The sequence below is a fragment of the Halomonas sp. TP35 genome (assembly GCF_052375975.1).
Lineage (GTDB): Bacteria > Pseudomonadota > Gammaproteobacteria > Pseudomonadales > Halomonadaceae > Vreelandella > Vreelandella citrativorans.
Genome location: NZ_JBQSUZ010000004.1, coordinates 164,811 through 189,643, shown reverse-complemented (window position 1 = coordinate 189,643; position 24,833 = coordinate 164,811). Strand labels below are relative to the sequence as shown.

At 54.0% G+C, this 24,833-nt stretch carries 22 protein-coding genes and 5 tRNA genes; 13 read left to right on the top strand and 14 right to left on the bottom strand.

Annotation, left to right across the window (positions count from 1 at the left end):
- Window positions 1-128: 128 nt before the first annotated feature.
- Window positions 129-1,007 (top strand): HTH-type transcriptional activator IlvY, encoded by an 879-nt coding sequence (gene ilvY / locus ACT3RU_RS07685; protein ID WP_192528501.1) that lies wholly within the window; start codon window positions 129-131, stop codon window positions 1,005-1,007.
- Window positions 1,008-1,040: 33 nt separating this feature from the next.
- Here the strand turns inward: ilvY and ACT3RU_RS07680 are convergent, their stop codons facing one another.
- From ACT3RU_RS07680 to ACT3RU_RS07670, 3 genes are all read right to left on the bottom strand, one after another.
- Entirely contained in the window at window positions 1,041-1,757 is a 717-nt protein-coding gene (locus ACT3RU_RS07680; protein WP_192528502.1) for a GntR family transcriptional regulator, read from the bottom strand.
- 169 nt (window positions 1,758-1,926) lie between these two features.
- Window positions 1,927-2,325 carry a phasin family protein gene (locus ACT3RU_RS07675; protein WP_087111893.1) on the bottom strand — a complete coding sequence of 133 codons (399 nt, stop codon included), beginning with the start codon at window positions 2,323-2,325 and terminating at the stop codon, window positions 1,927-1,929.
- A 198-nt stretch (window positions 2,326-2,523) separates the two neighbouring features.
- Window positions 2,524-3,219, bottom strand: coding sequence for a glutathione S-transferase N-terminal domain-containing protein (locus tag ACT3RU_RS07670; protein ID WP_192528503.1), 696 nt, complete (start codon window positions 3,217-3,219; stop codon window positions 2,524-2,526).
- A 338-nt stretch (window positions 3,220-3,557) separates the two neighbouring features.
- Between ACT3RU_RS07670 and ACT3RU_RS07665 the strand changes: the two genes are divergently transcribed.
- Entirely contained in the window at window positions 3,558-5,249 is a 1,692-nt protein-coding gene (locus ACT3RU_RS07665) for an L-lactate permease (RefSeq protein ID WP_087111891.1), read from the top strand.
- A gap of 128 nt (window positions 5,250-5,377) precedes the next feature.
- Here the strand turns inward: ACT3RU_RS07665 and ACT3RU_RS07660 are convergent, their stop codons facing one another.
- Together ACT3RU_RS07660 and glcC are read right to left on the bottom strand one after the other, a co-directional pair.
- Window positions 5,378-5,902: a gamma carbonic anhydrase family protein gene (locus ACT3RU_RS07660; protein WP_192528504.1), complete on the bottom strand. Its 525-nt coding sequence runs from the start codon at window positions 5,900-5,902 to the stop codon at window positions 5,378-5,380.
- Window positions 5,903-6,000: 98 nt separating this feature from the next.
- Window positions 6,001-6,777, bottom strand: a complete 777-nt coding sequence (gene glcC, locus ACT3RU_RS07655) for a transcriptional regulator GlcC (protein ID WP_192528505.1) — start codon at window positions 6,775-6,777, stop codon at window positions 6,001-6,003.
- A gap of 213 nt (window positions 6,778-6,990) precedes the next feature.
- Between glcC and glcD the strand changes: the two genes are divergently transcribed.
- Genes glcD through ACT3RU_RS07635 form a run of 4 tightly spaced genes read left to right on the top strand, consistent with a single transcriptional unit; the run spans window position 6,991 to window position 11,319 of the window.
- Entirely contained in the window at window positions 6,991-8,490 is a 1,500-nt protein-coding gene (gene glcD / locus ACT3RU_RS07650; RefSeq protein WP_087111869.1) for a glycolate oxidase subunit GlcD, read from the top strand.
- Window positions 8,491-8,507: 17 nt separating this feature from the next.
- Window positions 8,508-9,608, top strand: a complete 1,101-nt coding sequence (gene glcE / locus ACT3RU_RS07645) for a glycolate oxidase subunit GlcE (protein ID WP_192528506.1) — start codon at window positions 8,508-8,510, stop codon at window positions 9,606-9,608.
- A gap of 14 nt (window positions 9,609-9,622) precedes the next feature.
- Window positions 9,623-10,858, top strand: a complete 1,236-nt coding sequence (glcF, locus tag ACT3RU_RS07640) for a glycolate oxidase subunit GlcF (protein WP_192528507.1) — start codon at window positions 9,623-9,625, stop codon at window positions 10,856-10,858.
- 59 nt (window positions 10,859-10,917) lie between these two features.
- A complete protein-coding gene (locus tag ACT3RU_RS07635) occupies window positions 10,918-11,319 on the top strand; it encodes a GlcG/HbpS family heme-binding protein (protein WP_087111863.1) in 402 nt (133 codons plus the stop codon).
- Between the two features lie 90 nt (window positions 11,320-11,409).
- On the opposite strand, the gene ACT3RU_RS07630 is transcribed toward ACT3RU_RS07635, so the two are convergent.
- The 6 genes from ACT3RU_RS07630 to ACT3RU_RS07605 form a co-directional block, all read right to left on the bottom strand.
- A tRNA-Asp gene (locus ACT3RU_RS07630) sits at window positions 11,410-11,486 on the bottom strand.
- Window positions 11,487-11,542: 56 nt separating this feature from the next.
- A tRNA-Val gene (locus ACT3RU_RS07625) sits at window positions 11,543-11,618 on the bottom strand.
- 38 nt (window positions 11,619-11,656) lie between these two features.
- Window positions 11,657-11,733: transfer RNA gene (locus ACT3RU_RS07620), tRNA-Asp, on the bottom strand.
- 38 nt (window positions 11,734-11,771) lie between these two features.
- A tRNA-Asp gene (locus ACT3RU_RS07615) sits at window positions 11,772-11,848 on the bottom strand.
- A 59-nt stretch (window positions 11,849-11,907) separates the two neighbouring features.
- A tRNA-Val gene (locus ACT3RU_RS07610) sits at window positions 11,908-11,983 on the bottom strand.
- Window positions 11,984-12,077: 94 nt separating this feature from the next.
- Window positions 12,078-12,809, bottom strand: a complete 732-nt coding sequence (locus ACT3RU_RS07605; RefSeq protein ID WP_192527649.1) for an alpha/beta fold hydrolase — start codon at window positions 12,807-12,809, stop codon at window positions 12,078-12,080.
- A gap of 144 nt (window positions 12,810-12,953) precedes the next feature.
- Between ACT3RU_RS07605 and ACT3RU_RS07600 the strand changes: the two genes are divergently transcribed.
- The 4 genes from ACT3RU_RS07600 (at window position 12,954) to fnr (ending at window position 17,848) form a co-directional block, all read left to right on the top strand.
- Window positions 12,954-14,810, top strand: coding sequence for a heavy metal translocating P-type ATPase metal-binding domain-containing protein (locus ACT3RU_RS07600; RefSeq protein ID WP_192527641.1), 1,857 nt, complete (start codon window positions 12,954-12,956; stop codon window positions 14,808-14,810).
- On the top strand, window positions 14,807-15,520 hold the full coding sequence (locus ACT3RU_RS07595; RefSeq protein WP_192527640.1) for a sulfite exporter TauE/SafE family protein: 714 nt from the start codon (window positions 14,807-14,809) through the stop codon (window positions 15,518-15,520). The genes ACT3RU_RS07600 and ACT3RU_RS07595 overlap by 4 nt, the downstream gene beginning before the upstream one ends.
- Window positions 15,521-15,605: 85 nt before the next feature.
- Window positions 15,606-17,033: an oxygen-independent coproporphyrinogen III oxidase gene (gene hemN / locus ACT3RU_RS07590; protein ID WP_192527639.1), complete on the top strand. Its 1,428-nt coding sequence runs from the start codon at window positions 15,606-15,608 to the stop codon at window positions 17,031-17,033.
- Window positions 17,034-17,095: 62 nt separating this feature from the next.
- Window positions 17,096-17,848, top strand: coding sequence for a fumarate/nitrate reduction transcriptional regulator Fnr (gene fnr, locus ACT3RU_RS07585; RefSeq protein ID WP_087106005.1), 753 nt, complete (start codon window positions 17,096-17,098; stop codon window positions 17,846-17,848).
- Here the strand turns inward: fnr and ttcA are convergent.
- From ttcA to ACT3RU_RS07570, 3 genes are all read right to left on the bottom strand, one after another.
- Complete coding sequence (gene ttcA / locus ACT3RU_RS07580; protein ID WP_192527638.1) at window positions 17,835-18,746, bottom strand: tRNA 2-thiocytidine(32) synthetase TtcA; 912 nt, start codon at window positions 18,744-18,746, stop codon at window positions 17,835-17,837. The two genes, fnr and ttcA, sit on opposite strands and share 14 nt — an antisense overlap.
- Before the next feature lie 195 nt (window positions 18,747-18,941).
- Complete coding sequence (locus tag ACT3RU_RS07575) at window positions 18,942-19,604, bottom strand: 3'-5' exonuclease family protein (protein ID WP_225733820.1); 663 nt, start codon at window positions 19,602-19,604, stop codon at window positions 18,942-18,944.
- Window positions 19,601-21,415, bottom strand: a complete 1,815-nt coding sequence (locus ACT3RU_RS07570) for a DUF294 nucleotidyltransferase-like domain-containing protein (RefSeq protein WP_192527637.1) — start codon at window positions 21,413-21,415, stop codon at window positions 19,601-19,603. Before ACT3RU_RS07570 ends, ACT3RU_RS07575 begins: the two co-directional genes overlap by 4 nt.
- A gap of 720 nt (window positions 21,416-22,135) precedes the next feature.
- On the opposite strand from ACT3RU_RS07570, the gene ACT3RU_RS07565 reads away from it, so the two are divergent.
- The 3 genes from ACT3RU_RS07565 to ACT3RU_RS07555 all read left to right on the top strand — a co-directional run bounded on the left by ACT3RU_RS07565 (window position 22,136) and on the right by ACT3RU_RS07555 (window position 24,823).
- On the top strand, window positions 22,136-22,396 hold the full coding sequence (locus tag ACT3RU_RS07565; protein WP_087105999.1) for a DUF4212 domain-containing protein: 261 nt from the start codon (window positions 22,136-22,138) through the stop codon (window positions 22,394-22,396).
- Window positions 22,397-22,402: 6 nt separating this feature from the next.
- The gene (locus tag ACT3RU_RS07560) at window positions 22,403-24,199 is read left to right on the top strand and encodes a sodium:solute symporter family protein (RefSeq protein WP_192527636.1); all 1,797 of its coding nucleotides are present in this window, start codon (window positions 22,403-22,405) and stop codon (window positions 24,197-24,199) included.
- A gap of 102 nt (window positions 24,200-24,301) precedes the next feature.
- Window positions 24,302-24,823: a hypothetical protein gene (locus ACT3RU_RS07555; RefSeq protein ID WP_192527635.1), complete on the top strand. Its 522-nt coding sequence runs from the start codon at window positions 24,302-24,304 to the stop codon at window positions 24,821-24,823.
- Window positions 24,824-24,833: the final 10 nt, after the last annotated feature.

The following is a 24,833-nucleotide window of genomic DNA, read 5'->3' as shown; positions in this document are numbered from 1 at the left end:
CAGCCGCTCAATACGGGATCCAGCGCTATGTAAGTGAATCCAATCTAACCAAAAACGACTATTTCTTAAATTGATATATTTGCAACAACACGTCCCTATTTTCACAAAACGCTATTATCATGGCGCTTATGAACTTTAAACTTTTAAAACAATTCCTCGCGCTGGCCGAAACGCTGCATTTCGGCCGTGCAAGCGACGAGTGCTACGTCAGCATTTCTGCGCTTTCGCGCAACATCCGCCACTTGGAAGACGAACTGGGCGTGTCGCTGTTTAACCGCGACAACCGGACCGTGGTGTTGACTCAGGAAGGGCAAAAATTCCTCACGTATGCCCGCGATGCCAGCAGCCAATGGAATTTGATCCGCCATGAGTTAACCGACAATCTTGACCAATTAAGCGGTGAAATCAGTTTGTATGGCTCGGTGACGGCAAGCTACAGCTTTTTGCACGAGCTGCTTCGCCGCTTTCGTATCGCCTACCCGGCCATTGAAATCAAGCTGCGCACAGGCGACCCGGAACACGCCATTGCACACGTGCTGGATGGTAAAGAAGACCTTAGCATTGCAGCAAAGCCTGCCCATCTACCGCGGGGTCTGGCCTTTAAGCCCATCGCTACGTCGCCGTTGCTGTTTATTGCCCCGCTGGAACAGCAAGTGCCGAATGCGCCAACCGGCACGCCATTCACATCGGCAGAATGGGCGAACACTCCCATGATTCTATCGGAAAGCGGCGTTTCCAGAGCGCGTGTAGATGAATGGTTTCGCAAGCTGGACATCTCGCCACGTATTTATGCCCAGGTCACCGGTAATGAAGCCATTGTCAGCATGGTGAGCCTGGGCTTTGGCATTGGCGTGGTGCCTAAAATCGTCCTCGACAACAGCCCATTGGTGGGTCGCATTCGAGTACTCGACGTGGCGCCGGAACTAGCGCCCTACGATATTGGCTTGTTTACCCTGAAGAAGAACCTGAAAAACCCGCTGGTCGAGGCGTTCTGGAGCTTGATGTAAGCTCCACACGCGGCTTTAGCGATTAAGCTCGCCTCAGTCCCCAAATATCTGCTGTAGATCCGGGGCGCTCTCCTCTTCTTCGACCATGGAGAGCGAGGCTTCAATCGCTTTTAGGTGGCGGCTCATAAAGGCTTTGGCGCGTTCTCCGTTGCCGGATTCCAGATAGCCGATCAGGTCGTCATGGTCGTGGGATTCGCAGCCGAGGTGACCACGGTGACCATATACCGCAAGAATAAGCGATGAGCGCGAGCAGAGGCGCTCTACAAATTCGGCAAGTGTGGCATTGCCGGAAAGCTGGGCGAGGCGCACATGAAAATCCGCTGACAAGCGAATGGCGGTGCTCTGTTGACCACTGCGCAGCGCATGGCGCTCCTGGCGGGCCATCTCGCGCAGTTCAGCTGCTTCTTTTTCACCGATTCGCTTTGCCACATCGGGCATTAATCCGCACTCGACAAGCTGGCGAGCATCGAAAACATCCTTGGCTTCATCGGCGGTGGGTCGGGTAACACTGGCACCGCGGCGGGGCGTTAGGGTTACTAATTGCTCCAGCGCAAGACGCTGTAAAATCTTGCGTATGCCGGTACGGCTAATGCTAAACACGTCGGCAAGCGCATCTTCACGCAGCCTGGCACCGGGTTTTAGGCGCTGTTCAACAATCGCATCGCTTACCGCACGATATATAGCATCGTGACGTTCATCGCCCTCTTTTTCTGGAGCAACCCGCTTCGCGGTCGCCTGCGCATCACTCATGTGGCTCTCCTATCGCCTCCTTACGTTTGCATCGCGTCATGATATCGCGCTTGGCCTCGCTTGGGTGGGCGATATTACATGACGTTTGGCTAATGATGAGCAATAAAAAAAGCGCTGCGTCCAGAGGATCGCAGCGCTTTCATCGCCATGTGAATGGCTTAACAGGGATCTACTTTTTTGCCGACTCTGCTGACTTCTGAACGTTATCAGCCGCTTTCTGCGTGGCATTGCTCGCCTTCTGGGCATTTTCTTCGGCCATTTTGGCGCTGTCCTGCATAAAGCTCTGGCTGATAGAGGTTACTTTTTCAGAATCCCCTTTCACCCGCTCCATGAAGTCACTTGCAACGCGCTGCTGGCTTTCCATGGCTTTCTTAAAGCCATCAGCATCTTTAACATCCAGCCAAGTACGTGCTTGGGAAATGGTCATATCTGAGTAAGCGCGGGCAGCATCAAGTTGAGCACCCATCAGCTTTTCATAGTAATCAAGCGCTGCATGCGTGTAAGAACGCATAGGTGACACAAAGGCAGACTCGAACTGTTGGGTGTTATTCTCTGCAGTCTTCATCATCACGACATCTCCTTGAGTTAGCTAGCAGGCCGCCGCCCGTTAGTCGTGGAGGCGCTGCTATTGCGTTGGCATTTGCCGCTGCTGAACGTAAACCTAGCAGTGCTTTTTGTGCAGCGCAACATGGTTTTTTATATTCCCGTGCGCTGCATGCCACGTACTGCTCTCAAGGCGCTTTTTAATCAGCAGTTTATTCGATTTTTAATTTAAATCACGAATCGTGATTGCCTGGCGCGCAATCCCATTATGAGCATCCAGCATACGCGTAAACCACTCAGAGACCGGATCATCGGGTTCGGTCAACGGCTCAAGCGAGACGGTGTGGGTCCACATCATGCTTCCAAACAGTAAGTAATCGATACCGCTGGGTGTTTCGCCATCCAGAAAAGGGCTGCCATGTAACTGCTCACGCACCGGCGCCAGCACTTGGTAAAGCTGCTGCTTGCCCTGTTCGGGGTTATGCACTTCTTCCAGGCGTGCCCCAAAGCGTGCTTCGCGGGTTTTACGAAAGTAATCACGGTCATCGGGATGAATAGCGGCCAATAAATCCAGCGCAACGCTACGAAACAGTGAGGGCGTTACGCTGCGCTCGACATAGTATTTAAAAAACAGCGCGCGTTGGTACGCCGTTCCTTCACCCAATACAGGGGCGTCGGGATAGGCTTTATCCAGGTAGCGCATTATCTTAAAACTATCGGTAATGACCTGATCCCCATCACACAGCACCGGGACTTTATCGTAGTCGGCGAACGCCAGCGCCTGCTTGTCCTCAAATCGCCAAGCGATGGTGTTATAGACCAGACCTTTATGAGCCAGCGCCATGCGCACGCGCCAGCAATAGGGAGAGAAACGCAGTCGTTCGTCACGGCCACACAGGTCATAGAGCGTACGTGTCATCTTTTGCCCTTACCGTTAATGAAAAGAGGAGATTCAAAAATGGCGCATTCATCGCCATTGAGTTTAAAGCACTGTCTGGAGAAGTAGCGAGCCCCTGCACTCTCTTTTAGTCTAATGACGCTCTCTTCCAACAATGCTTGAAACTCCTTAATAACCACAATGAAACAATCACTTGATGATTACCCCGCAGCATTATGCTGCCCCTAAACAACGCGTTTTCTGACAAGATCAACGTTTCAATAGTGTTATTTCCTGTGCTGAGCCGTATCTTTCTCATTAGTACTTAAAACGATAGACAACGATTGCGGGATATCAATAAATAACAAGGCGTCTCTCCCATGAACGAAACAACACTTGCTCTTCTGGCTTTTTTGCCATTACTGCTGGCAGGTATTTTACTCGTTGGTTTTAAAATACCGGCCAAAATAGCGATGCCGATTGTATTCCTCACCGCAGCCACCATTGGACTGACTGCCTGGGATATGTCATTTAGCCGCGTGGCCGCCTCGACTATCCAAGGCCTTATACAAACAGCAGGCCTGCTGTGGATTATTTTTGGCGCCATTTTGCTGCTCAATACCTTGAAGCATTCAGGGGGCATTACCGCTATTCGCAATGGTTTTTCAGGCATCAGTCCGGACCGTCGCGTTCAGGCACTGATCGTTGCCTGGCTGTTTGGTTGCTTTATTGAAGGCGCTTCTGGCTTCGGCACCCCCGCCGCCGTGGCCGCACCGCTAATGGTTGCCTTGGGCTTCCCGGCACTTGCCGCGGTCGTAGTGGGCATGATGATCCAATCTACCCCGGTGTCGTTCGGCGCCGTGGGCACGCCTATTATCGTGGGCGTGGGCAGCGGGCTGGACCGCGCGGGCATAACGGCACAATTGGAAGCGGATGGCTCCACTTGGGGCACATTTTTCCAACTGATCACCAGCGAAGTGGCTATTACGCATGGCATCATCGGCATCTGCATGCCGCTGATTTTGGTACTGGTGATGGTGCGTTTCTTCGGCGCCAACCGCTCCTGGAAAGAGGGGCTTTCGATTGTACCGTTTGCCCTTTTCACCGGCATTTCGTTTGTGATTCCTTATATGTTGGTGGGCGTTTTTCTGGGCCCAGAATTTCCCTCCATGATTGGCGCCATGGTCGGCTTGGCAATTGTTGTACCGGCAGCGCGTAAAGGCTTTTTGCTTCCCAAAGATACCTGGGACTTTCCGGAATCAACCTCTTGGCCAGATGAGTGGATTGGCAACCTGCAAATCAAGCTTGAAGATGTCGCCGGAAAGGCCCCGATGTCTACTTTTATGGGTTGGGTTCCCTATGTATTGCTGGCGCTGTTCCTGGTAGCTTCACGAACCATTGAACCGCTGCGGGTGGCACTCACTTCTATCAGCTTGGACTGGAACAACATTCTAGGCGAGACGGGCGTTAGTGGTGGTGTACAGCCACTTTATCTACCGGGTGGGATTATTATGGCGGTGGTGATCGTTACCTACTTCCTGCACAGGATGAACCCGAGCAAAATAAGCGCGGCGGTATCAGAGTCAACCAAAACGATATTGGGCGCGGGCTTTGTATTGATTTTCACCGTACCCATGGTACGTATTTTGATCAATTCAGGGGTTAATGGGGCGGATCTGGTGTCAATGCCGGTAATGATGGCGCAGGCAGTTGCTCATGGCATGGGCAACATTTATCCCTTCTTCGCCCCCACAGTGGGCGCCATGGGTGCCTTTATTGCAGGTTCCAATACGGTTTCTAACCTGATGCTGGCAGAGTTTCAATTTAACGTCGCCCAAACGCTGGGCGTTTCAACCGCCATGATGGTGGCTCTGCAGGCAGTCGGTGCCGCTGCGGGTAACATGATTGCGATTCACAACGTTGTGGCGGCTTCTGCGACCGTTGGCCTGCTGGGCCGTGAAGGTACGACCATTCGTAAAACCATTATTCCCACCATCTACTATCTTGTCTTCGCGGGTATTATTGCGATGGTAGCGTTCTATGTGCTTGGCGTTACGGACCCACTTATGTAGAACATCTGATTAGCTTCACTATTTACGACACCCCAAGCCTGCCTTGGGGTGTCGTGCTTTAAACGCAAGGAACGTCGTTAGAAAGCCGCGCATTCGTTGATGTGATCGCTAATGTAATAGTTGATGTGCTAATCGATGCGTTTTAGCGAGGTTGCATGCTGCTGGCCGCGTATAACATAGCTTTGCGCGTTTAGCTTAAGCCCTTCTATGGCATCAGGAGAAAGCGTGCGTACTACCCTCGCAGGTGAGCCCACAATCAGCGAGTTGGGCGGAAATACAGCGCCCTCTTTAATAAATGCCCCCGCACCTACCAGACTATTTTCACCGATCACAGCGCCGTTAAGCACCACGGCTTGAATACCGATCAAACAGCCATCGCCTACGGTACAACCATGCAACATGGCTTGGTGGCCAACCGTGACGCCGCGCCCCACTTTGAGCGGATACCCCGGGTCGGCATGCAATACGGCGCTATCCTGAATATTGCTCTCTTCGCCTATTTCCAAAAGGTCGCTGTCCCCGCGCAGCACCGCTTGATACCAGACGCTAGAGCGCGCTTTTAAGATTACCTGCCCTATCACGTCTGCGGTTTCAGCAACGTACACGTCGTCATGAATATCAGGCTGATGCTCACCGAACTGGTAAATAGCCACACCGCTCTCCTTTGATTATTGTCATCGCCTAGGCTAGCGCCTGTGTTAGCCGCTGAGCAACGTGAATCTTTTAGTCCGGTACTTTTTTCAGCCCAGAATCACCACGGCTCCATACGCATGGCTGAGCGCTCCAGGCGCTCGCTCTCTGCTTCCAGCTCCCGTAGCAGCTCGGTAATGCTGGTGAGATGCTCCAGAGCCACCTGCCTGGCCTGTTCGGCGTCGCCGGCGACAACCGCATCATGCAGCCGGGCATGCTGGCGGTTGATCATTTCACGCGGGCCCGCGCGGTGGTAAAGATGCTTAACCGAGGCAAATACCGAACTTAGCAGCAGGTCGGTCAGGCTTTGCAGCGTATGTACCAGCACCGGGTTGTGCGATGCCTGAGAGACTGCTAGATGAAAGGCGTGGTCAAGCCGTGCCAGCCGCTCAACATCAATGTGCTCGGCGTGCTCGGCATAATCCGCCAGCTCCTGGTAGCGCCGGGTAATCAATACGCGGTCCATGGAGGTACCTCTCGTCGCCGCCAAAAAAGCCGACTCTCCTTCCAGCAGGGCGCGCACTTCGAGCAGATCAAACAGCGTGCGCGGATGATCATGGAACAGGTGCATCAACGGACTTTTATCCTGCATGGGTAGAAGCAATGCCACGGTTGAGCCATGCCCTTGGCGAGTTTCAATCACGCCTCTGCTACGTAGAATGCGCAGGCCTTCACGCAGCGAGGCTCTGGATACTTTAAGTCGCTCGCAGAGGCGCCGCTCAGAAGGCAGCAGTTGGCCTGGCCGAAAGACGCCATCCAGAATCAAGCGCTCCAAACGGGCGGCGACATGGTCAGGCGTACGCAGGCCAAGTACAGGTTCTTGATTGGAAAAGGGCATCTGTTTTCTCTCATCCAAGCGTCGGTTGGTCGCCAATGGCAAGGTGAGATTTACTCATCGGCAAGTAGGCGCCATCGCGTTTCAACATCGACTAATTACTGGTCTGACCATTGCACCACACCCTGGACAGCCGCACAAAAAAAGCTCAGATTGACGCCATAGCGAATTGACCGTGCGGTTACCTTTAACGATAAAAAAACCAGAGATGTTGTGATGAATATTCTCTTTGATGAGCGCCTTGACGGCGAGCTTGTCCACCGCGATAAAGCCGAGGTTTTAAGCGATATACAGCAGGCGGTACCCACCATGACCCTGCTGCACCGGGAAGAAGACCTGCGCCCTTTTGAGTGCGATGGCTTGGCGGCGTACCGGGTGCTACCCATGCTGGTGGCGCTGCCTGAGAACCTTGAGCAGGTTGAAGCCCTGCTAAAGCGCTGCCACGCACTTGATGTGCCCGTAGTGACGCGCGGTGCGGGCACCGGCCTTTCCGGCGGCGCACTTCCGCTTGAACAAGGTGTGCTGCTGGTAATGTCGCGTTTTAATCGTATTTTAAGCGTTGACCCGGACGCCCGCCTGGCGCGTGTGCAGCCGGGAGTACGCAACCTGGCTATTTCTGAAGCGGCCGCGCCTTACGGGCTTTACTACGCCCCTGACCCGTCATCTCAAATCGCCTGCTCAATTGGTGGCAACGTGGCGGAAAACGCAGGCGGCGTGCACTGTTTAAAGTACGGGCTCACGGTGCATAACGTACTTCGTGTTGACGTACTTACTATTGAAGGCGAGCACATGACGCTGGGCGCCGAGTCGCTGGATGCGCCGGGGTTTGATCTTCTGGCGCTGATGAATGGTTCAGAGGGCATGCTCGGCGTGGTGACTGAAATTACCGTCAAGCTGCTGCCCAAACCAGAAACCGCCAAGGTCTTGATGGCAAGCTTCAACGATATTGAAAAAGCGGGCCGAGCGGTGGGCGATATTATTGCCGCAGGCATCATTCCAGGCGGGCTGGAAATGATGGACAGGCTAGCCATTAAAGCGGCCGAAGATTTTGTTAAAGCGGGTTATCCCATGGATGCTGAAGCCATTTTGCTCTGTGAGCTTGATGGCGTTGAGGCAGATGTAGATGACGACTGTGAAACGGTACGTCGGGTACTCGAAAAGGCAGGCGCCACACAAATTCAGCAGGCCCGCGATGAGGCTGAGCGAGCCATGTTTTGGGCCGGACGTAAAAATGCCTTCCCAGCGGTTGGTCGTATGTCGCCGGACTACTACTGCATGGATGGCACGATCCCGCGCCGCGAATTGCCGCGCGTACTCAAGGGTATCGCCGCACTTTCTGAACAGAGTGGGCTGGCCGTGGCCAACGTGTTTCACGCAGGCGATGGCAACATGCACCCGCTGATTCTGTTTGATGCCAACAAAGAGGGGCAGCTTGCGCTTGCCGAGGACGTTGGCGGCAAGATTCTGGAGCTTTGCGTGGAAGCAGGCGGGTCCATTACCGGCGAGCACGGCGTGGGGCGCGAAAAAATCAACCAGATGTGCAGCCAGTTCCAGGCCGATGAGATCCGCATTTTTCATGCGCTAAAAGCCGCGTTTGATGCAAAGCGCCTGCTCAACCCCGGTAAAAACATCCCTACGCTTGCTCGCTGTGCCGAATTTGGCGCCATGCATGTGCATAACAATGAATTGCCGCACCCGGAGCTTCCGCGGTTTTGATGGCATAAGGAACACTCATGACCGATCCAGCGATTAACGCCGCAGACCGCGATATCTCTGAGCGCCTGTGTGACCAGGTGCGTAACGCGTATGAAACGCGCACGCCACTGCGTATTGCAGGGGGGAACACCCGTGCGTTTTATGGCCGCCCTGTGGAAGGCCAGCCGCTGCACATGGCAGAGCACAGCGGAATTGTCTCTTACGACCCCGTAGAGCTGGTGGTCACCGTGCGGGCGGGCACACGGTTAAGCGTGCTTCAGGCAGCGCTTGCCGAACACCATCAAATGCTCCCCTTTGAGCCGCCCTCTTTTGGTGAGAACAGCACCATTGGCGGCGCTGTGGCGACCGGGCTTTCTGGCCCCCGGCGCCCCTGGGCGGGCGCCGCACGCGACTTTGTGCTCGGCACTCGCATTATTACCCAAGAGGGCAAACTGCTGCGCTTTGGTGGCGAGGTGATGAAAAACGTGGCGGGGTATGATCTTTCCCGCTTAATGACCGGTGCCCAAGGCACGCTTGGCGTACTGGCCGATATCTCCTTTAAGGTGCTGCCTGTTCCCACAGCAAGCCACTGTCTGCGCCTGTCACTAAGCCTTGAAGAGGCCTTACACAAACTGGCTGAACTTGGCCGCGAGCCACTACCCATCACTGCCGCAGCCTGGCACGCAGGCGAGTTATTTATTCGCCTGGAGGGGGGCGAAAGCTCGGTAAAAGCCACCCGTGAGCGCCTGGGGGGCGAACCGCTGGAGGCCAGCTTTTGGGCCTCGCTGCGTGATCATACCCATGACTTCTTTAAGTACCGCGATGACCCACCGCTGTGGCGCCTTTCTCTCCCTCCGAACACTGACCCGCTTGCATTGGATATTCCCCAGCAAGATATCTTTTACGACTGGGGCGGCAGCCAGCGCTGGGTAAAAACCACCCTCGATGCAGCAACGTTACGCGAGGTATGCCAGGCCGCCGGCGGGCACGCTACCTGCTACACCCCGCAGGCGCGAGGTGGAGCCGCTGAGCCCTTTACGCCGTTAAACAGCGTGGTTGAAAAGTATCACCGTAGGCTGAAAGCGGAGCTGGATACTCACGCTATTTTTAATCCCGGTCGTCTTTATGCGGCGCTTTAATCAGGAGAACTGATATGCAAACGCATTTTACCGATGCGGATCTTCAAAAGCCGCATATTCAGGAGGCGGAGCGCATTTTGCGCACCTGCGTACACTGCGGTTTCTGTAACGCGACCTGCCCCACTTACCAGTTGCTGGGCGATGAGCGTGACGGCCCCCGCGGGCGCATCTACCTGATGAAGGAACTGCTGGAAAGCCGCGACGACGATGACCAGGTCACCGCAGAAACCCGGCTGCACCTGGACCGCTGCCTAACCTGCCAGAACTGTGAAACGACCTGCCCTTCCGGGGTCGAGTATCACAAGCTGTTAAATATCGGCCGCGCTGAAATTGAGCGTCGAGTACCGCGCCCGCCAGCCGAGCGTGCCCAGCGCTATGCGCTGCGTAAAATGATGGTGGAGCCAACGCGCTTCAAGGCGCTGCTTAAACTGGGCCAAACCTTCAAGCCGCTGGTGCCAGGCAAGCTGCGCAATAAAATACCAGCCGCGCCCGTTGATGCTGGCAAACGGCCGGGCAGTACGCAGCATACTCGGAAAATGCTGATGCTAGAGGGGTGTGTACAACCTGGATTATCGCCCAACACCAACGCCGCCACAGCGCGGCTGCTGGACCGACTGGATATTAGCTTAACGCCCGTCACAGAAGCTGGCTGCTGCGGGGCCATTGACTTTCACCTCAATGCCCAGGACGACGGCCGAGCACGCATGCGCGCCAACATTGATGCCTGGTGGCCACATATTGAGCAAGGAGCGGAAGCCATTGTCCAAACGGCCAGTGGCTGCGGGGCATTTATCAAAGAGTATGGCTATATGCTCAAGGATGACCCGCGCTATGCTGAAAAAGCCCAGAGAGTCAGTGCGCTGGCAAAAGACATTGTTGAGATACTTCGAGAGGAACCCCTGGACGCCCTTCAGGTAAAAGAGACTCAGCGGCTGGCCTTTCACTGCCCTTGCACACTACAACACGCCCAGAAGCTTAACGGCGCGGTTGAAGGCGTATTAACCACGTTAGGGTTTACGCTGACCCCGGTGCAGGATGCTCATCTCTGCTGCGGTTCAGCGGGCACCTACTCAGTCACCCAGCCGGAACTGGCCACACAGCTGCGCGACAATAAGCTCAATGCCCTGGAGGCAGGCAATCCTGAGCTTATTGTAACGGCTAATATTGGCTGCCAAACGCACCTGGCAGGCGCGAACCGCACGCCGGTTCGTCACTGGGTCGAAGTGGTAGACGCCGCACTCGCTCAATAACATTCATTAACCAGATACTCTTTAAAGCACTGTTTATCAACTAACCAATAGGAAATGATATGCAAACCAAAGCCGTACTGACGCTTACCGATATCAACAAGATACTTGATGCCGCGCAACAAGAAGCTGACAACAACCGCTGGCCGGTGACGATTGTGGTCACTGACGATGGCGGCCATCTACTGGCGCTACGCCGCCTGGATGGAGCCGCGCCCTTTAGCGCGGAAATCGCCTCTCATAAAGCGCGTAATGCCGCTATTGGCCGCAAGGAAACGCAGGTGTTTGAAGAGATGATTAACGGTGGCCGCACAGCATTTGTTTCCGCGCCCTTCCCCGGCTTATTGTCGGGTGGCGTTCCGGTGATCGTCGATGGGCAAGTGATCGGCGCGGTAGGCATTTCCGGTGTAAAACCTGAGCAGGACGTCCAGATTGCCAAGGCAGGTGTTAGCGCGGTTGCCTGACTAGCGTAACCAACCCGCGCACATACGAAAAACCCCGGATCAATGATCCGGGGTTTTAGAATTCGTTCGGTATAAACCGAAGGTGCTTAATGGCGGACCGGACGAGACTCGAACTCGCGACCTCCGGCGTGACAGGCCGGCATTCTAACCAACTGAACTACCGGTCCACATATAAGGCACTTAACGCGGTATTACAATTACCACCATTTAAAAGGACTTTAAATGGTGGGTGGTACTGGGTTCGAACCAGTGACCCCCAGCTTGTAAGGCTGGTGCTCTCCCAACTGAGCTAACCACCCAAGATGTTGATCTTCATCAACGAATCTGCAAGTTATCGTGGCGGACCGGACGAGACTCGAACTCGCGACCTCCGGCGTGACAGGCCGGCATTCTAACCAACTGAACTACCGGTCCGAATAGCGATAACTGCTACAAAGTAAAACGTATGATGATGGCGGACCGGACGAGACTCGAACTCGCGACCTCCGGCGTGACAGGCCGGCATTCTAACCAACTGAACTACCGGTCCGCATTACATCATGCTGATATTACTTTGGTACTGCTTTACGTTTCCAGACCATCTTTCGATGGTGGGTGGTACTGGGTTCGAACCAGTGACCCCCAGCTTGTAAGGCTGGTGCTCTCCCAACTGAGCTAACCACCCGCTGGTCACGTGGCGCTGCATTCTACAGAAGCCCTGCTGAATGTCAACACGTTATGTTTAAACTTTATGATTTAAACCAGCGCGTTGCTCACATTCACGAAGGCGTTCCATGAGCGCGGACGAAGGATGCCGCAAGTGAGGCTGCCTCGTCAATCAAAAACTCATGTTTTAATCCAGAAGCACGCCTTGGCTTAAAGTCATGGTCACCATCAGTTAGCCAGTCAAGCCTGGTTTGAGGCGTTAATGGATAGCCAATTACTTCTTCACGCGTACCAAACGGGTCACGCTCGCCTTGTAGTACCAGTACCGGACAGTGAATATCAGGCCAGTGACTTAACCGACGTTTTTCAGGTGCTTTCGGCGGATGAAACGGATAGCCCGCGGCGATAACACCAGGGCAAGCCTGCTGGCTGGCCAACATCGTCGCAACCCGTCCGCCCATCGACTTTCCGCCCACCCACAGTGGCGATGCCGCCAATGGCGCAAGCAGACGATACCAGGCAGTAAAATGCGCTACCGTGTGAGCAACCGGCGGTGGCGGGCGGCGTTTCCCCTGTTGATTAATCTGCTGCATATAGGGAAAGTCAATCGCAAACACCTGAAGCCCCTGGGCTGCCAGCCCATTGATCATGCGCTGCATAAAAGACGACTGATGCCCAGCGCCTGCGCCATGCGCCCATAAAATACGCCCGATATGCGCCCGCCCCACCACTGCCAGCGGCCCAAGCCCCTCCACTAAAAAGAATCTGGGCGCTTCAATTTTCGTCAAGGCATCCTCCAGCGCGTCTGGTGGAAGGGGCAAATATCCTGCATAAGCGTCTGGCATCACGGTTTTCTTCCTCTTGGCATTTTAATCCGTTAAACCTTCACTATTCATTCAAGAGTTTTCAGATGGCTGCTACCTTAAGGAAACACTCTTGCCTGATAAAGCGTTGATGATACGGTTATTTAAAGAACGGGCAACGAGGCCATGACAACGTTATCGGCCTCCTCTTGTTACCACTGTGGCAGCCCTGTTCCGAGCAATGCGCCTTGGCATATAACGCTGGACGCCACCACGTACCCGTTGTGCTGCCCAGGCTGCGAGGCCGTTGCCCATGCCATTGTACAGGGCGGCCTGGAGCGCTATTACCAGCAGCGCACTGAACTGCCCGAAACGCCCGCCGGAGAGTCACTCGATAGCGATGCCTGGGCGTATTTCGACAGCCCTGAATTTGAGACAAAATTCCGGAAAACATTGCCCCCTGACGTCGACAGTGACCAGTTAAGCGCTACGTTCGCGGTAGAAGGTATTACCTGCAATGCCTGTGGCTGGTTAATTGAACATCGCTTAAATGCGCTGAAGGGCATCACCTCAAGTGCCGTCGATTTATCACGGCATCGCCTTCACGTTAGCTGGCAACCCAGCAAGCTTAAGCTTTCCCAGCTACTGGCCGAGCTTGCCGGTATTGGCTACAGCGCCCTGCCTTTTGAGCCAGACCCTGAACAGGAACGCGTGCGCTATAAAAAGCGCCTGGGTGCTTGGCGGCTGGGAGCATCGGGGGCGTGCCTTCTCGGTATCGCGCTGCTCATGCTTTTTTTGCAAGGCGAAGCACGGGGGGATCTCAATACGCGTACTACTACGCTGCTTCACTGGCTTCCCATGGTACTGGCAACGCTTGTCATGCTGTTTGCCACACCGCCTTTTTTTCGACAGGCGCTTGCCGATATAAAGCGTGGTTTGTTGGGCCCGGCCGTGCCTATTGCCCTGGCCTTGGGCAGCGCTTACCTGGCCAGCGGCTACGCATCTTTTTTTCACACAGGGGAGCACTACGTTGGCATGTACGTTGGCATGATTGCGCTGCTCACAACGCTGTTACTGCTTCTTGGCTGCGCTAGATCATTGTCAGGCTTAAGAAGCCCTCAAAACACATTTAAAGGAGCCCTACCCGCCACGACCATTCGGCGCTATCCCGACGAAAGCGAACGAATTTTACCCGCGTGCGAGCTTTGCCCAGGTGATCGTATCGTTGTGAATGCGGGACAGCGGGTACCTATTGACGGCATTATCGAGCAAGGCGCATCAAGCCTGAACACCTCACAGCTCACCGGCGAACCGCTCCCGGTGAGTTACGCTAAAGGAGATAGCGTGCTGGCAGGCTGCCAAAACCTCGAAAACCCGCTGGTGATTAACGTAGTCCAACCGCCTGCCCATACCCGTATCGCAGCGCTAGGCGCCTTGGTTGGCGCTGCTTTTACTGGAAAGCACCTGGCCAGTATTAATGCGCGCAGCGTGCACAAGTGGGCCGTTGGCCTGCTTATCATAACGCTGGGTGTGGCAGCCCTCTGGTGGTGGTTTAAACCGCTAATGGCATTGGATGTACTGCTTTCTCTGCTGATAGCAGGCAGCCCTTGCGCCTTGGCGTTGGCAACCCCAGCGGCGCTGACGGTCGCTTACCAGCAGTTACGCACACGAGGCGTGGTGATGACGAATCCTTGCGCCCTGCTTTCATTGGCCAAAACAACGCAGGCAGCAGATGAGGCGATAGCGTCTTGCTCAGACGTAGTCATACTCAGCCCACGAAGCGAGCGCGCAGTAGAAACCCTTAGCATTGCGCGCGCCACGCAGCGCTGCATACAACACTCAATGGGTATGGCGGCCTCCATCAGCGTGATAGCGCTTTGCCTAGCGGCAGTGGGCGCTCTATCGCCGTTTGGCGCCATCACGGGCGCTGGCGTCAGTGTGCTTGCCGTCATTGCTAATACGCTACGCTTTTCACGCAGGCTATCTACTTCAAACGTATCCACCTCCCATTTATCCACTTCAGTAGTCAAAGGCGTGCCATGAACCCGACCGGGCTTGATCTTCCTCCTCTTATCGCCGCGTTTGTGTTTGGGTTGATGGGCGGGGCCCACTGCATCGGCATGTGCGGAGGCGTCATGAGCGCATTAACCTTTGCCATCCCGCCCAGCATGCGTAGCGCGGCACGTATGGGCGGCCTACTGCTAAGCTACAATCTGGGCCGAATATTAAGCTACATGACGGCAGGCGCGCTGGTAGCCGCGTTGGGCACCGTGCTTTCGCCCTCACTGCTGGCGCGCCAACTGCTGCAAGGCGTTGCAGCACTCATGCTGATTCTTATGGCGCTGTATATTGCTAACTGGTGGAAAGGGCTTTTGCGCGTGGAAGCCGTGGGCAAACGATTATGGCGTCACCTTGAGCCCTTGGGACGACGTTTGATGCCGGTGGTTCATTTCCCCCAGGCATTCGCACTAGGCGCCCTTTGGGGCTGGCTGCCCTGTGGGCTGGTTTATTCAATGCTGGCCTGGAGCCTGGCGACGGCCCAACCGCTTCTGGGGGCTTTATTAATGGGCGCTTTTGGCCTGGGCACCCTGCCTGCGCTACTGGCCACAGGACTTGCCGCACGTAAGCTTAATCATCTTATTCGTCACCCCGCGACAAGAACCATCGCCGCGCTCGTCATTATCGGTTTTGCCGTATGGCAGCTTTGGTCACTCAGCATGCACTCAGGTGGGCATTCACACGCCAATCATTGACCTGGCGCAACGCGCTACAGCGCTATGTTCTTTAGCCTATCGGTAGCTTTTTAAAACGTATTTTCAGCTACCGGAGCGCCTCTTCATGCCTGTATGTGCCACGGCTGTCCCCTCATCCGTTACTGCTACCGCGTCATCCAGCACCCGCTGGGATGAAGCATTGCTGCGCCGTTATGATAAAAGCGGCCCACGCTACACCTCCTACCCGACGGCGCTGGCCTTTCACGAGGAATTTACCGCCGAAGATGCGACCCAAGCCATTGAGCGCAGCAACGCAAGTCAGCGCCCGCTTTCCATCTATGTCCACATCCCGTTTTGTCGAAAAATCTGCTTTTATTGCGCGTGCAATAAAATTGCGACAAAAAATACCGCCCTGGCCGAGTCGTACCTCTATCGGCTAGATCGTGAGATGGTCCTGACGGCCCGCCATCTGGATGCAAAGCGCCCTGTCAATCAGTTGCACTGGGGCGGGGGAACTCCCACGTTTCTTTCACTCGAACAGATGGGGGACTTGATTGATCGCTTGGACGCCCGCTTTGGCCTTTCAAGCGCACCAGACCGCGACTACGCCATTGAGATCGACCCGCGCGAAGCCGATGTTTTAACCCTGCGCCACCTGCAGTCTTTGGGCTTCAACCGCTTGAGCCTTGGCGTACAGGACCTGGACCCACGTGTTCAGAAGGCGATTAACCGCCATCAGCCCCGCGTGCTCACCGAAACACTAATGGATGAAGCACACCGTTTGGGCTTTCGTTCGCTGAATCTGGATTTAATCTACGGTCTTCCCTTTCAAACGGAAAGGAGCTTTGCCAAGACGCTTGAACAGGTTATCGCGTTAAATCCGGCGCGTTTATCCGTGTTTAATTACGCGCACTTGCCTGAACGCTTCAAGCCTCAGCGACGTATCAGCGTGGATGACCTGCCAGGTGCAGATGAAAAGCTTTCAATTCTGCGCACAACCATCGACATGCTGACCGCTGCGGGCTATCAACATATTGGGATGGATCACTTTGCCAAACCCAATGACAGCTTGGCGGTTGCCCAAGCCAACGGCACCCTACAGCGCAATTTTCAGGGCTACTCCAGCCATGCCAGATGCGATCTTATCGGTCTGGGCGTGTCCGCTATTTCCCGAATAGGCGATAGCTATGCGCAAAACCCTACTGACCTGGCTAGCTACGAAGAGAACTTAGATCAAGGTCGACTGGCTATCGTGAAAGGCGTACGCTTAAATAAGGACGACCTAATAAGAGCCGACGTTATTGAACGTTTAATGTGCGATATGCGTCTGGATTTAGCAGCGGTTAGCCGGCAATGGCAGGTTAACGCCAACGACTACTTTGCCAGTGCGCTGGAACGCCTACGTACTGCTGAGCAGGACGGGCTAATCGTTCGCCTGGGTGATACGCTTGAGGCGACGCCAATGGGCCGTTTACTGATTCGCCAGTTGGCCATGGCGTTTGATGCTTACCTTCCGGGGCACTCAGGCCAACGCTACTCAAGAATCGTTTAACCAGCGGCATCAACGCCTGCGGTAGATAGCCATTTAGGCAAAAGAGAAACAGGGAGATAGTCATGCCACCCTCGACAAGCCAACGACGCTCGCTTCTTCAAGAAGCACGCTGCCAGACCTGCAGCCTAAGCTCGCTTTGCCTTCCGCTAGCGCTTGAGCTTGAAGACATGGGGCAGTTTGATGCCATCATCAGGCGCCGGGCACCGCTGAAAAAGGGCGAAACACTGTTTCGTCAAGGCGACCGTTTTACCAGCGTGTATGCCGTTCGCTCAGGCAGCCTAAAACAGGTAACCAGCGAAGGTAATGGCAACGACCAGCTCACTAACTTCTTTTTGCCCAGCGAGCTTGTCGGATTGGACGGCATTGATGAAGAACACTACCCAGGCAGCGTGATTGCCTTGGAAACCACCACTATCTGCGAAATCCCCTTTGACCGGCTGGACCTGCTTTCAGAGGAGCTGCCAGAGCTTCGTGGCCAGCTATATCGCAGTATGAGCAAGGAGCTTCGCGATGACCGACGCATGATGCGCCTGTTGTCGCGCAAAACCGCCGACCAGCGGCTGGCCAGTTTCCTGCTGACGCTTTCAGAGCGTTTTCGGCGTCGGGGTTACTCCCCGTACAGCTTTAGGCTTTCAATGGCGCGTGCGGATATCGGCAATTATTTGGGGCTGGCGGTTGAGACGGTCAGCCGTATCTTGAGCCGTTTTCAACAGCAAGACGTGGTGGCCGTCTCAGGGCGGGAGGTTAACATCCTCGATATGCAGCGGCTTATAGCGCTTGCTGAAGAGGAAGAGCCGGTGATTAGCTCACGCTAAATGCTTCAATACGCCCCGCCATGAGCGCTTCCTGTTTGGCTTCCAGTCCCGCAAAGTCAAACAGGTCGCGGTCGGCTAGCTGCGAAGGCGCGACGTTAGTGACCGCTTTAAACATGCTTTCCAAACGCCCCGGATGCTTTTTGTCCCACTCGGCCAGCATTTCCTTAACGACCTGACGCTGCATATTCGGCTGCGAACCGCACAGGTTGCAGGGAATAATCGGGAACTCCATCAGGCGCGAAAACTCCGCGATATCCGCCTCTTTACAGTAGGCCAGCGGACGAATCACGACATTCTTGCCGTCATCGGAAAGCAGCTTGGGCGGCATTGCCTTCAGACTGCCGCCAAAGAACATATTCAGAAACAGCGTTTCCAGAATATCTTCACGATGATGGCCAAGGGCGATCTTGTTGGCGCCAATTTCTTCGGCAAACCCGTAGAGCGACCCGCGCCTTAACCGCGAGCAAAGCGCGCAAGTTGTCTTGCCTTCCGGCGTTTTCTCCTTCACTACCGAGTATGTGTCGCGCTCCAGAATGCGGTACTCCACGCCGAGTTTTTCCAGATACCGGGGCAGTATATGCTCAGGAAAACCAGGCTGTTTTTGATCCATATTGACCGCCACCAGTGAAAAATTCACCGGCGCATTGCGCTGAAGATTGCGTAAAATCTCAAGCATGGTGTAGCTGTCCTTACCACCCGACAGGCACACCATGATCCGATCACCTTCATTGATCATTTGGTAATCGATAATCGCATTACCTACCTCGCGCCGCAGTCGCTTTTGCAACTTGTTGAATTCGCGCTTTTGTTTGGCATCCTCAAGCGCCGACTGGTCCTGTAGGTCAGGCGTCGGTGCAACGGTTGCTGCGGCGGGGTCAAAATGATCAAGGTGTTGCATGGTATAAGCACTGCCAATGGTAGAAGGAGCAGCCGCTATTCTAACAATACTCCCGTCGTTCACCCAACTGGCAAAATCACGTCGTCACTATGGTCATTACTACGGCTATCACTCTGGTTATCACTCTGGTTATCACTCTGGCTATCACTACGGTTATCACTACGGCCATCTGTATGGACGCCACTACGCTAGAAGCTAGCCCGATTGCGTCATATCACGCTGTAAGCGCATATACAGTAAGGCGCTTGCGGTGGCTTTGCCTAACAACCCTTGGGTCGAGATAGCAGGCACTTGCCAACAATCCAACGCCTCGGAAAACGGTTGGGAAGACTCCACTAGCGGATGTAAACGGCGTAATTGGCGCTGATGTAGTTTGGCCACATCGACCTGCACATTGGGTAGCCCAAACCCCAGGTGCGTTCTAAAGGCACTATTAAGCATGCAAAACTGCTGGTCCAGTTGCCACCCAACCAGCGGCCGGTTGCCAATAAAATCGGTAAACGCATGCAGTGTCTCGGCACAGGGGAGTACCGCCGTAGCGGTATTATAAAGCTGCTGATGCTGGCGCAGCGCCGCCTGGTCAACCGTTTGTGGGTCGGCAAACGTTGCCACCCACGGCTGGCTTGTGTGCACTTGCTGTTGATTAAGTACTACGGCAGCCACACTTAATACCGACGTTTCACCGGGTATTGATTCACAAGCCAGCGCCACTAGCTCTTCCCCCATATAGGGCTGAAAAAGCCAAGCGTAAGGCGAATTCGCATAGCGGCGCCGATCTCGCTCACGCTTAAATATTCTGCGCAGCGTTTGCCCCAGCAGTGCCATGCCTTTTTTGCCGCCTTGCATAGCGCTGCTCATGAATACTCTAAATGGTAACGATAGGAGAGGCGCTGTTTAAAGTCTTTAACGATATGTAGCGACTCGCGCAATAAATCGCGCTCAAGCGACGAGAGCTCTTGCACCACCACGTGATTGGAGCGTGCATCGTCCATATCCTGCCCGCTAAGTTGCTGCTTGAGACGCAGCTCGGTCAACAGTGAAAGTGCCTCTCCTAAATCATCAGCGGTGCGTCGTTCAAGGCGGCCGTCATCAACCAGTGCCGTCAACCTGCCCAGCGTCGAGGTTACGCTGATGCGCCGCTCAAGCGCCATGGTACGTACACCGTGGACAATCGGGAAAATGCCGCCTTTTTTGATATCAATACCGTGCTGAGGCTTTTTAAGCGAGCCAAAAAGCGTCAGCGGTGTCGAAAAACGCAGAGCCGCACGTGCAAAGTAGGAAAGCAGAATTTCATCACGGGCACAGCGCTCAAATAGCGCCTCGCGCACGCTTTCAAGTAAACATGGATTACCTGCCATTGAGTGGGCATCCAGCATAATGGCAAGCCTCATTAAACTATCGCCATCGCGCACATTGGCCCATTGAGCAATACGCTTCTTCCACTGAGAAACGCTGGCAACCCACTCGGGATTAGAGACCATAATATTACCAGGGCACGGCGGGTAGCCCAGTTTTATGAGCGTCTCGGTTAAGGCCTGCATATCGTCGGCGACACTTGGCCACTGGGCGTCGTCGTCTAAAATCAGACCATTATCCTGATCCGTTTTCAAAATTTGCTCGCCGCGCCCTTCACTACCCATCACCATCAGGCAGCTATGCTGATGATGCTCCTCATTGATAACAAAATCCCAGGCCTTGCTCATAATCCGGCCATTCAAGGCCGCTAGCAGATCCATGGCAAAATTAAGCTTAACGCCTTGTGCCATAAGGGCTGTGACGAGTTCAGGGGTACGATGACTAGCAACCGCCAGCGTTTCCAGGTCATCAGCCTGCTCCACCTGCAGACTAACAACATAACTTCGGCTGGAAAAATAACTCAGCACATCCGTCAGCTCGACCACGCCTTTTAGCGCAGCCTGCTCCATCACCACAACGCGGGTAACCTTGTGCTGGGTCATTAATACCAGGGCTTCAAACAGGTACTGCTCAGGCGTTACCGTGACAAGGGAGAAGTGCGCTACCTGATCCACCAGAGTGGCTGGCGTGAAGCCGCTCACAACCAAGCCATTGAGCAAATCGGTTTTCGTCACCATTCCAAGCTTGCCCTGGGTTTCCACCAGCAGACTGTCGGCATGGCTTTCGTTAAGCTTTTCAACCGCCCCGGCAATAGTGGTAGAAGCATCCATCAGCAGGGGCGCTCGCATACATTCACTGATGCGGGCCAACATAAAGCCTGCCATGGTGACACCACCGTCGGCGCGTTTTTCTGTCAACCAGCGCGCCTTGTGAGCAAGTGACTGCCTAAAGAACTGCTCAAAAGGAGGGTACTGGCGACAAAGCTGGCTAAACAGAAGGCTGGGCATGATGTAGCAAAGGCACTCCTGCTCAGCCTGAAAACGGTAGCGGCTTTTTCCGTTCAAGATGCTAATGGCGCCAAACAAGTCCCCTGCCGTGTAGTGCCCAATGTGAGCACTTGCCGCAGGCAAGGAGGGGTCTATCTCAGCGACGTCCCCCTTATGAATAAGAAAAACGTAAGCACCCTGCTCGCCCATTTCCAGGATAATGTCATCGCGGTCAAAATAGGCAAGGTCCATGCCTCGACGAACATGCTCGCGCCCCGTGTCATCAAGCAACGTAAATGGCAGTTGGGACAGATCAACATCAACCATGGGGCATGTCCTTACACGACAAAAGAAAAAAGCGACGTCCGTAAAATTGGAAGTACGTCAATCAACGGGTGAGGTACTTCTTTCTGGTTTACGGTGTTTAAGAGCCAGCCTACTACTTTTTATTAGTAACGGTAGAGTCAGACGACTGCCTAGCATAAGCCCTTCTTAATAAAGTAAACCAATTAACCCAAATAAGCCTGTACAAAACCTGCCACTAAGAAACACATACTACGCTATATACCTTTATCTATTATTCCAACGTCGCCCCGACGTTGGTTTAAACGACTAAAGTAGCACCTCCCCAGCAACTAACCGTTAGCATTGAACGCTATTTTAAAGTAGCAAATATTATCTTTTAACCAAACCCTAGACCATCGTTCAACTAACGAGTAGTCTGCTGAAAAAATGTACGTAAAAACGCTAATATTCAGCCATTTGAAACTCTTTATTTAGTCTATAATAGATAGTGATACCAAAGTCTGGGATTATTTTTTAGTGATTATTGTCCAGTATTGACAATGCATCATTCAGGGTAATTGCACAGTGCTAACCAAAACTTACCAAAATCTCATAGAACGCTTGTATCAACGGCAATAATCAATAACCAACCAAGAGACAAAACCAAGCGGTAGGTAGTTTTAGCGTGCAATTACCCTGACATGCTAAACGCTATTCCTGGTGAACTTTCCAAACCTAAAAACACAAGTGGAGAGCAACACAATGGCAGATGACAAATCCAATGCTGCGGAATACTGGAAAGCCAACGTTCGTTTAATTACCGGATGCCTTATTGTGTGGGCCTTCGTGTCTTACGGATGCGCGATTTTGTTTAGACCGCTTCTAGCAAGCATTCAAATAGGGGGAACAGACCTGGGCTTCTGGTTTGCTCAGCAGGGCTCGATCCTTACCTTTATTGCTCTGATCTTCTTCTACGCCTGGAGAATGAATCAGCTCGATAAGAAATTTGGCCTTGAGGAGTAAGTCAGAATGAGCCAATTTGCAATTAACCTGCTTTTTGTAGGCGCTTCCTTTGCGCTCTATATCGGTATCGCGATATGGGCGCGTGCGGGCTCCACAAAAGAGTTCTATGTGGCTGGCGGTGGTGTTCACCCGATCACTAACGGTATGGCCACAGCGGCCGACTGGATGTCAGCGGCCTCGTTTATTTCCATGGCGGGCCTGATCGCCTCTGGCGGTTACGCCAACTCAACCTATCTGATGGGCTGGACCGGCGGCTTCGTTATTCTGGCTATGCTGCTCGCTCCCTACCTGCGTAAATTCGGCAAGTTTACCGTTCCAGACTTTATCGGTGAGCGCTTCTATAGCCGTACCGCTCGGGTAGTCGCGGTTATCTGCCTGATTATCGCATCGGTTACTTATGTTATTGGGCAAATGACCGGGGCTGGCGTTGCCTTCTCACGCTTTCTGGAAGTACCCAGCACTTGGGGCATCTGGATCGCTGCGGGGATTGTTTTCCTGTACGCCGTCTTCGGCGGTATGAAAGGCATCACTTATACTCAGGTCGCCCAGTACATCGTACTGATTGTGGCCTACACCATCCCGGCTGTGTTCATTTCCATGCAGTTGACGGGCAACCCCATCCCCATGTTCGGTATGTTCAGCTCCCACACGGAATCTGGCCTGCCATTGCTGCAAAAGCTTGATGATGTCGTCATGGCACTTGGGTTTCAGGATTACACCGCCGACGTCGACAACAAGCTGAATATGGTGCTGTTCACACTCTCACTAATGATCGGTACCGCTGGTCTTCCCCACGTTATCATTCGCTTCTTCACGGTTCCCAAGGTGGCTGACGCACGCTGGTCTGCGGGCTGGGCGCTGGTCTTCATCGCGCTGTTGTACCTAACAGCGCCAGCCGTAGCCTCCATGGCACGTCTGAACCTGATGACCACCATTTATCCGGAGCTAACCGGCCAGGTTGAGAATTATGAGGAGGCCGGTGCCGAGCCAATCCTCTACGAAGATCGTCCTGAGTGGTTCCGCACCTGGGAAGAGACTGGCCTGATCACGTTCTTTGACTTTAACGATGACGGCCGCATCCAGTTCTATAACGATGCCAACGCTGAGTTTGACGTTATCGCTGATAGTCGCGGCTGGGAAGGCAATGAGCTGACGGTCAACAATGACATTCTGGTTCTGGCTAACCCAGAAATCGCCAACCTACCCGGCTGGGTAATTGGCTTGATCGCGGCGGGCGGTATTGCGGCCGCCCTCTCGACAGCGGCGGGTCTGCTTCTCGCTATCTCGTCGGCGATCAGTCATGACTTAATCAAGAACACGATCAATCCGAATATCAGCGAGAAGAAGGAGATGTTAGCAGCACGCATCTCAATGGGCGGGGCTATCTTGCTGGCCACCTATCTTGGCTTGAACCCGCCAGGGTTTGCGGCACAGACCGTCGCCCTGGCCTTCGGTATTGCCGGCGCCTCGCTGTTCCCGGTACTGATGATGGGTATTTTCTCAACTCGCATGAACAGCACCGGCGCCGTGGCCGGTATGCTGTCAGGCTTGGCGTGTACCCTGCTGTATATCTTTACCTACCTCGGCTGGTTCTTTATCCCGGGCACCAACATGCTGCCCAATACGCCGGATAACTGGCTGTTCGGTATCTCCCCGCTCTCCTTCGGTGCGGTGGGTGCCATGATCAACTTTGCCGTTGCCTTCCTTGTCTCTAGCATGACGGCGCCGCCGCCTAAAGAGATCCAGGAGCTAGTGCAAAGCGTACGCTATCCAAAAGGTGCTGGTGCCGCAGTTGATCACTAAGCCATAATCGTTCCTGAATGCGCTCGCCAGAGCGCATTTCACGGAATCCATGTCGAACCGGGCTTCCTTTGGGAAGCCCGTTCTCTTTCAGGAAATCGCTTTATGATATGGCACTTGATTGCCGCTATTTTTGCTGCACTGGCCGCTGCGGGCATTGGTTTGATTCTGCGCAATCTATCTCGCAATCGGCTTCCTAAATGGATAGTGCCGGTGTTTGCGGGGCTGGGTATGCTCGGTTATCAGATTCACGTGGAGTACTCGTGGTTTGAGCACAAACAACAGCAGTTACCTGAATCATCCGTCGTTGTCAGTAGTGCCACCGGAACAGAAGTATGGCGCCCATGGACGTTTGTTTTCCCCATCACGACCCAGTTTAGCGTGGTGGATAGCGACAACATTATTACCCGCGATATTGAAGGCGATCAGGTGGTGGAGTTTATTCTTTACCAGTTCATTCGCCGTCATACCGATTTTGTGTCTACTCAACCCTACTTGCTGAACTGCGAAAGCCGTGAACTGGTGCCGCTAAGCAACGAGGCTGGCGAAGCGCAGTTGAGCGAACTTCGTCACTTGCGCGAAACATCCACGCTGTTAGCCACCGTGTGCGGGAATGCCGACACATAGGAGAGACGCA

Coding starts and splice junctions, on each gene's coding strand:
- ACT3RU_RS07680 (WP_192528502.1), bottom strand. CDS start 1,757: ATGAGTGATGCGCAGGCGACCGCGAAGCGGGTTGCTCCAGAAAAAGAG.
- ACT3RU_RS07595 (WP_192527640.1), top strand. CDS start 14,807: ATGAACCCGACCGGGCTTGATCTTCCTCCTCTTATCGCCGCGTTTGTG.
- ACT3RU_RS07605 (WP_192527649.1), bottom strand. CDS start 12,809: ATGCCAGACGCTTATGCAGGATATTTGCCCCTTCCACCAGACGCGCTG.
- ACT3RU_RS07635 (WP_087111863.1), top strand. CDS start 10,918: ATGCAAACCAAAGCCGTACTGACGCTTACCGATATCAACAAGATACTT.
- fnr (WP_087106005.1), top strand. CDS start 17,096: ATGCCACCCTCGACAAGCCAACGACGCTCGCTTCTTCAAGAAGCACGC.
- glcE (WP_192528506.1), top strand. CDS start 8,508: ATGACCGATCCAGCGATTAACGCCGCAGACCGCGATATCTCTGAGCGC.
- ACT3RU_RS07560 (WP_192527636.1), top strand. CDS start 22,403: ATGAGCCAATTTGCAATTAACCTGCTTTTTGTAGGCGCTTCCTTTGCG.
- ilvY (WP_192528501.1), top strand. CDS start 129: ATGAACTTTAAACTTTTAAAACAATTCCTCGCGCTGGCCGAAACGCTG.
- ACT3RU_RS07675 (WP_087111893.1), bottom strand. CDS start 2,325: ATGATGAAGACTGCAGAGAATAACACCCAACAGTTCGAGTCTGCCTTT.
- glcD (WP_087111869.1), top strand. CDS start 6,991: ATGAATATTCTCTTTGATGAGCGCCTTGACGGCGAGCTTGTCCACCGC.
- glcC (WP_192528505.1), bottom strand. CDS start 6,777: ATGCCCTTTTCCAATCAAGAACCTGTACTTGGCCTGCGTACGCCTGAC.
- ACT3RU_RS07670 (WP_192528503.1), bottom strand. CDS start 3,219: ATGACACGTACGCTCTATGACCTGTGTGGCCGTGACGAACGACTGCGT.
- ACT3RU_RS07575 (WP_225733820.1), bottom strand. CDS start 19,604: ATGAGCAGCGCTATGCAAGGCGGCAAAAAAGGCATGGCACTGCTGGGG.
- ACT3RU_RS07665 (WP_087111891.1), top strand. CDS start 3,558: ATGAACGAAACAACACTTGCTCTTCTGGCTTTTTTGCCATTACTGCTG.
- ACT3RU_RS07600 (WP_192527641.1), top strand. CDS start 12,954: ATGACAACGTTATCGGCCTCCTCTTGTTACCACTGTGGCAGCCCTGTT.
- ACT3RU_RS07565 (WP_087105999.1), top strand. CDS start 22,136: ATGGCAGATGACAAATCCAATGCTGCGGAATACTGGAAAGCCAACGTT.
- ttcA (WP_192527638.1), bottom strand. CDS start 18,746: ATGCAACACCTTGATCATTTTGACCCCGCCGCAGCAACCGTTGCACCG.
- hemN (WP_192527639.1), top strand. CDS start 15,606: ATGCCTGTATGTGCCACGGCTGTCCCCTCATCCGTTACTGCTACCGCG.
- ACT3RU_RS07570 (WP_192527637.1), bottom strand. CDS start 21,415: ATGGTTGATGTTGATCTGTCCCAACTGCCATTTACGTTGCTTGATGAC.
- glcF (WP_192528507.1), top strand. CDS start 9,623: ATGCAAACGCATTTTACCGATGCGGATCTTCAAAAGCCGCATATTCAG.
- ACT3RU_RS07555 (WP_192527635.1), top strand. CDS start 24,302: ATGATATGGCACTTGATTGCCGCTATTTTTGCTGCACTGGCCGCTGCG.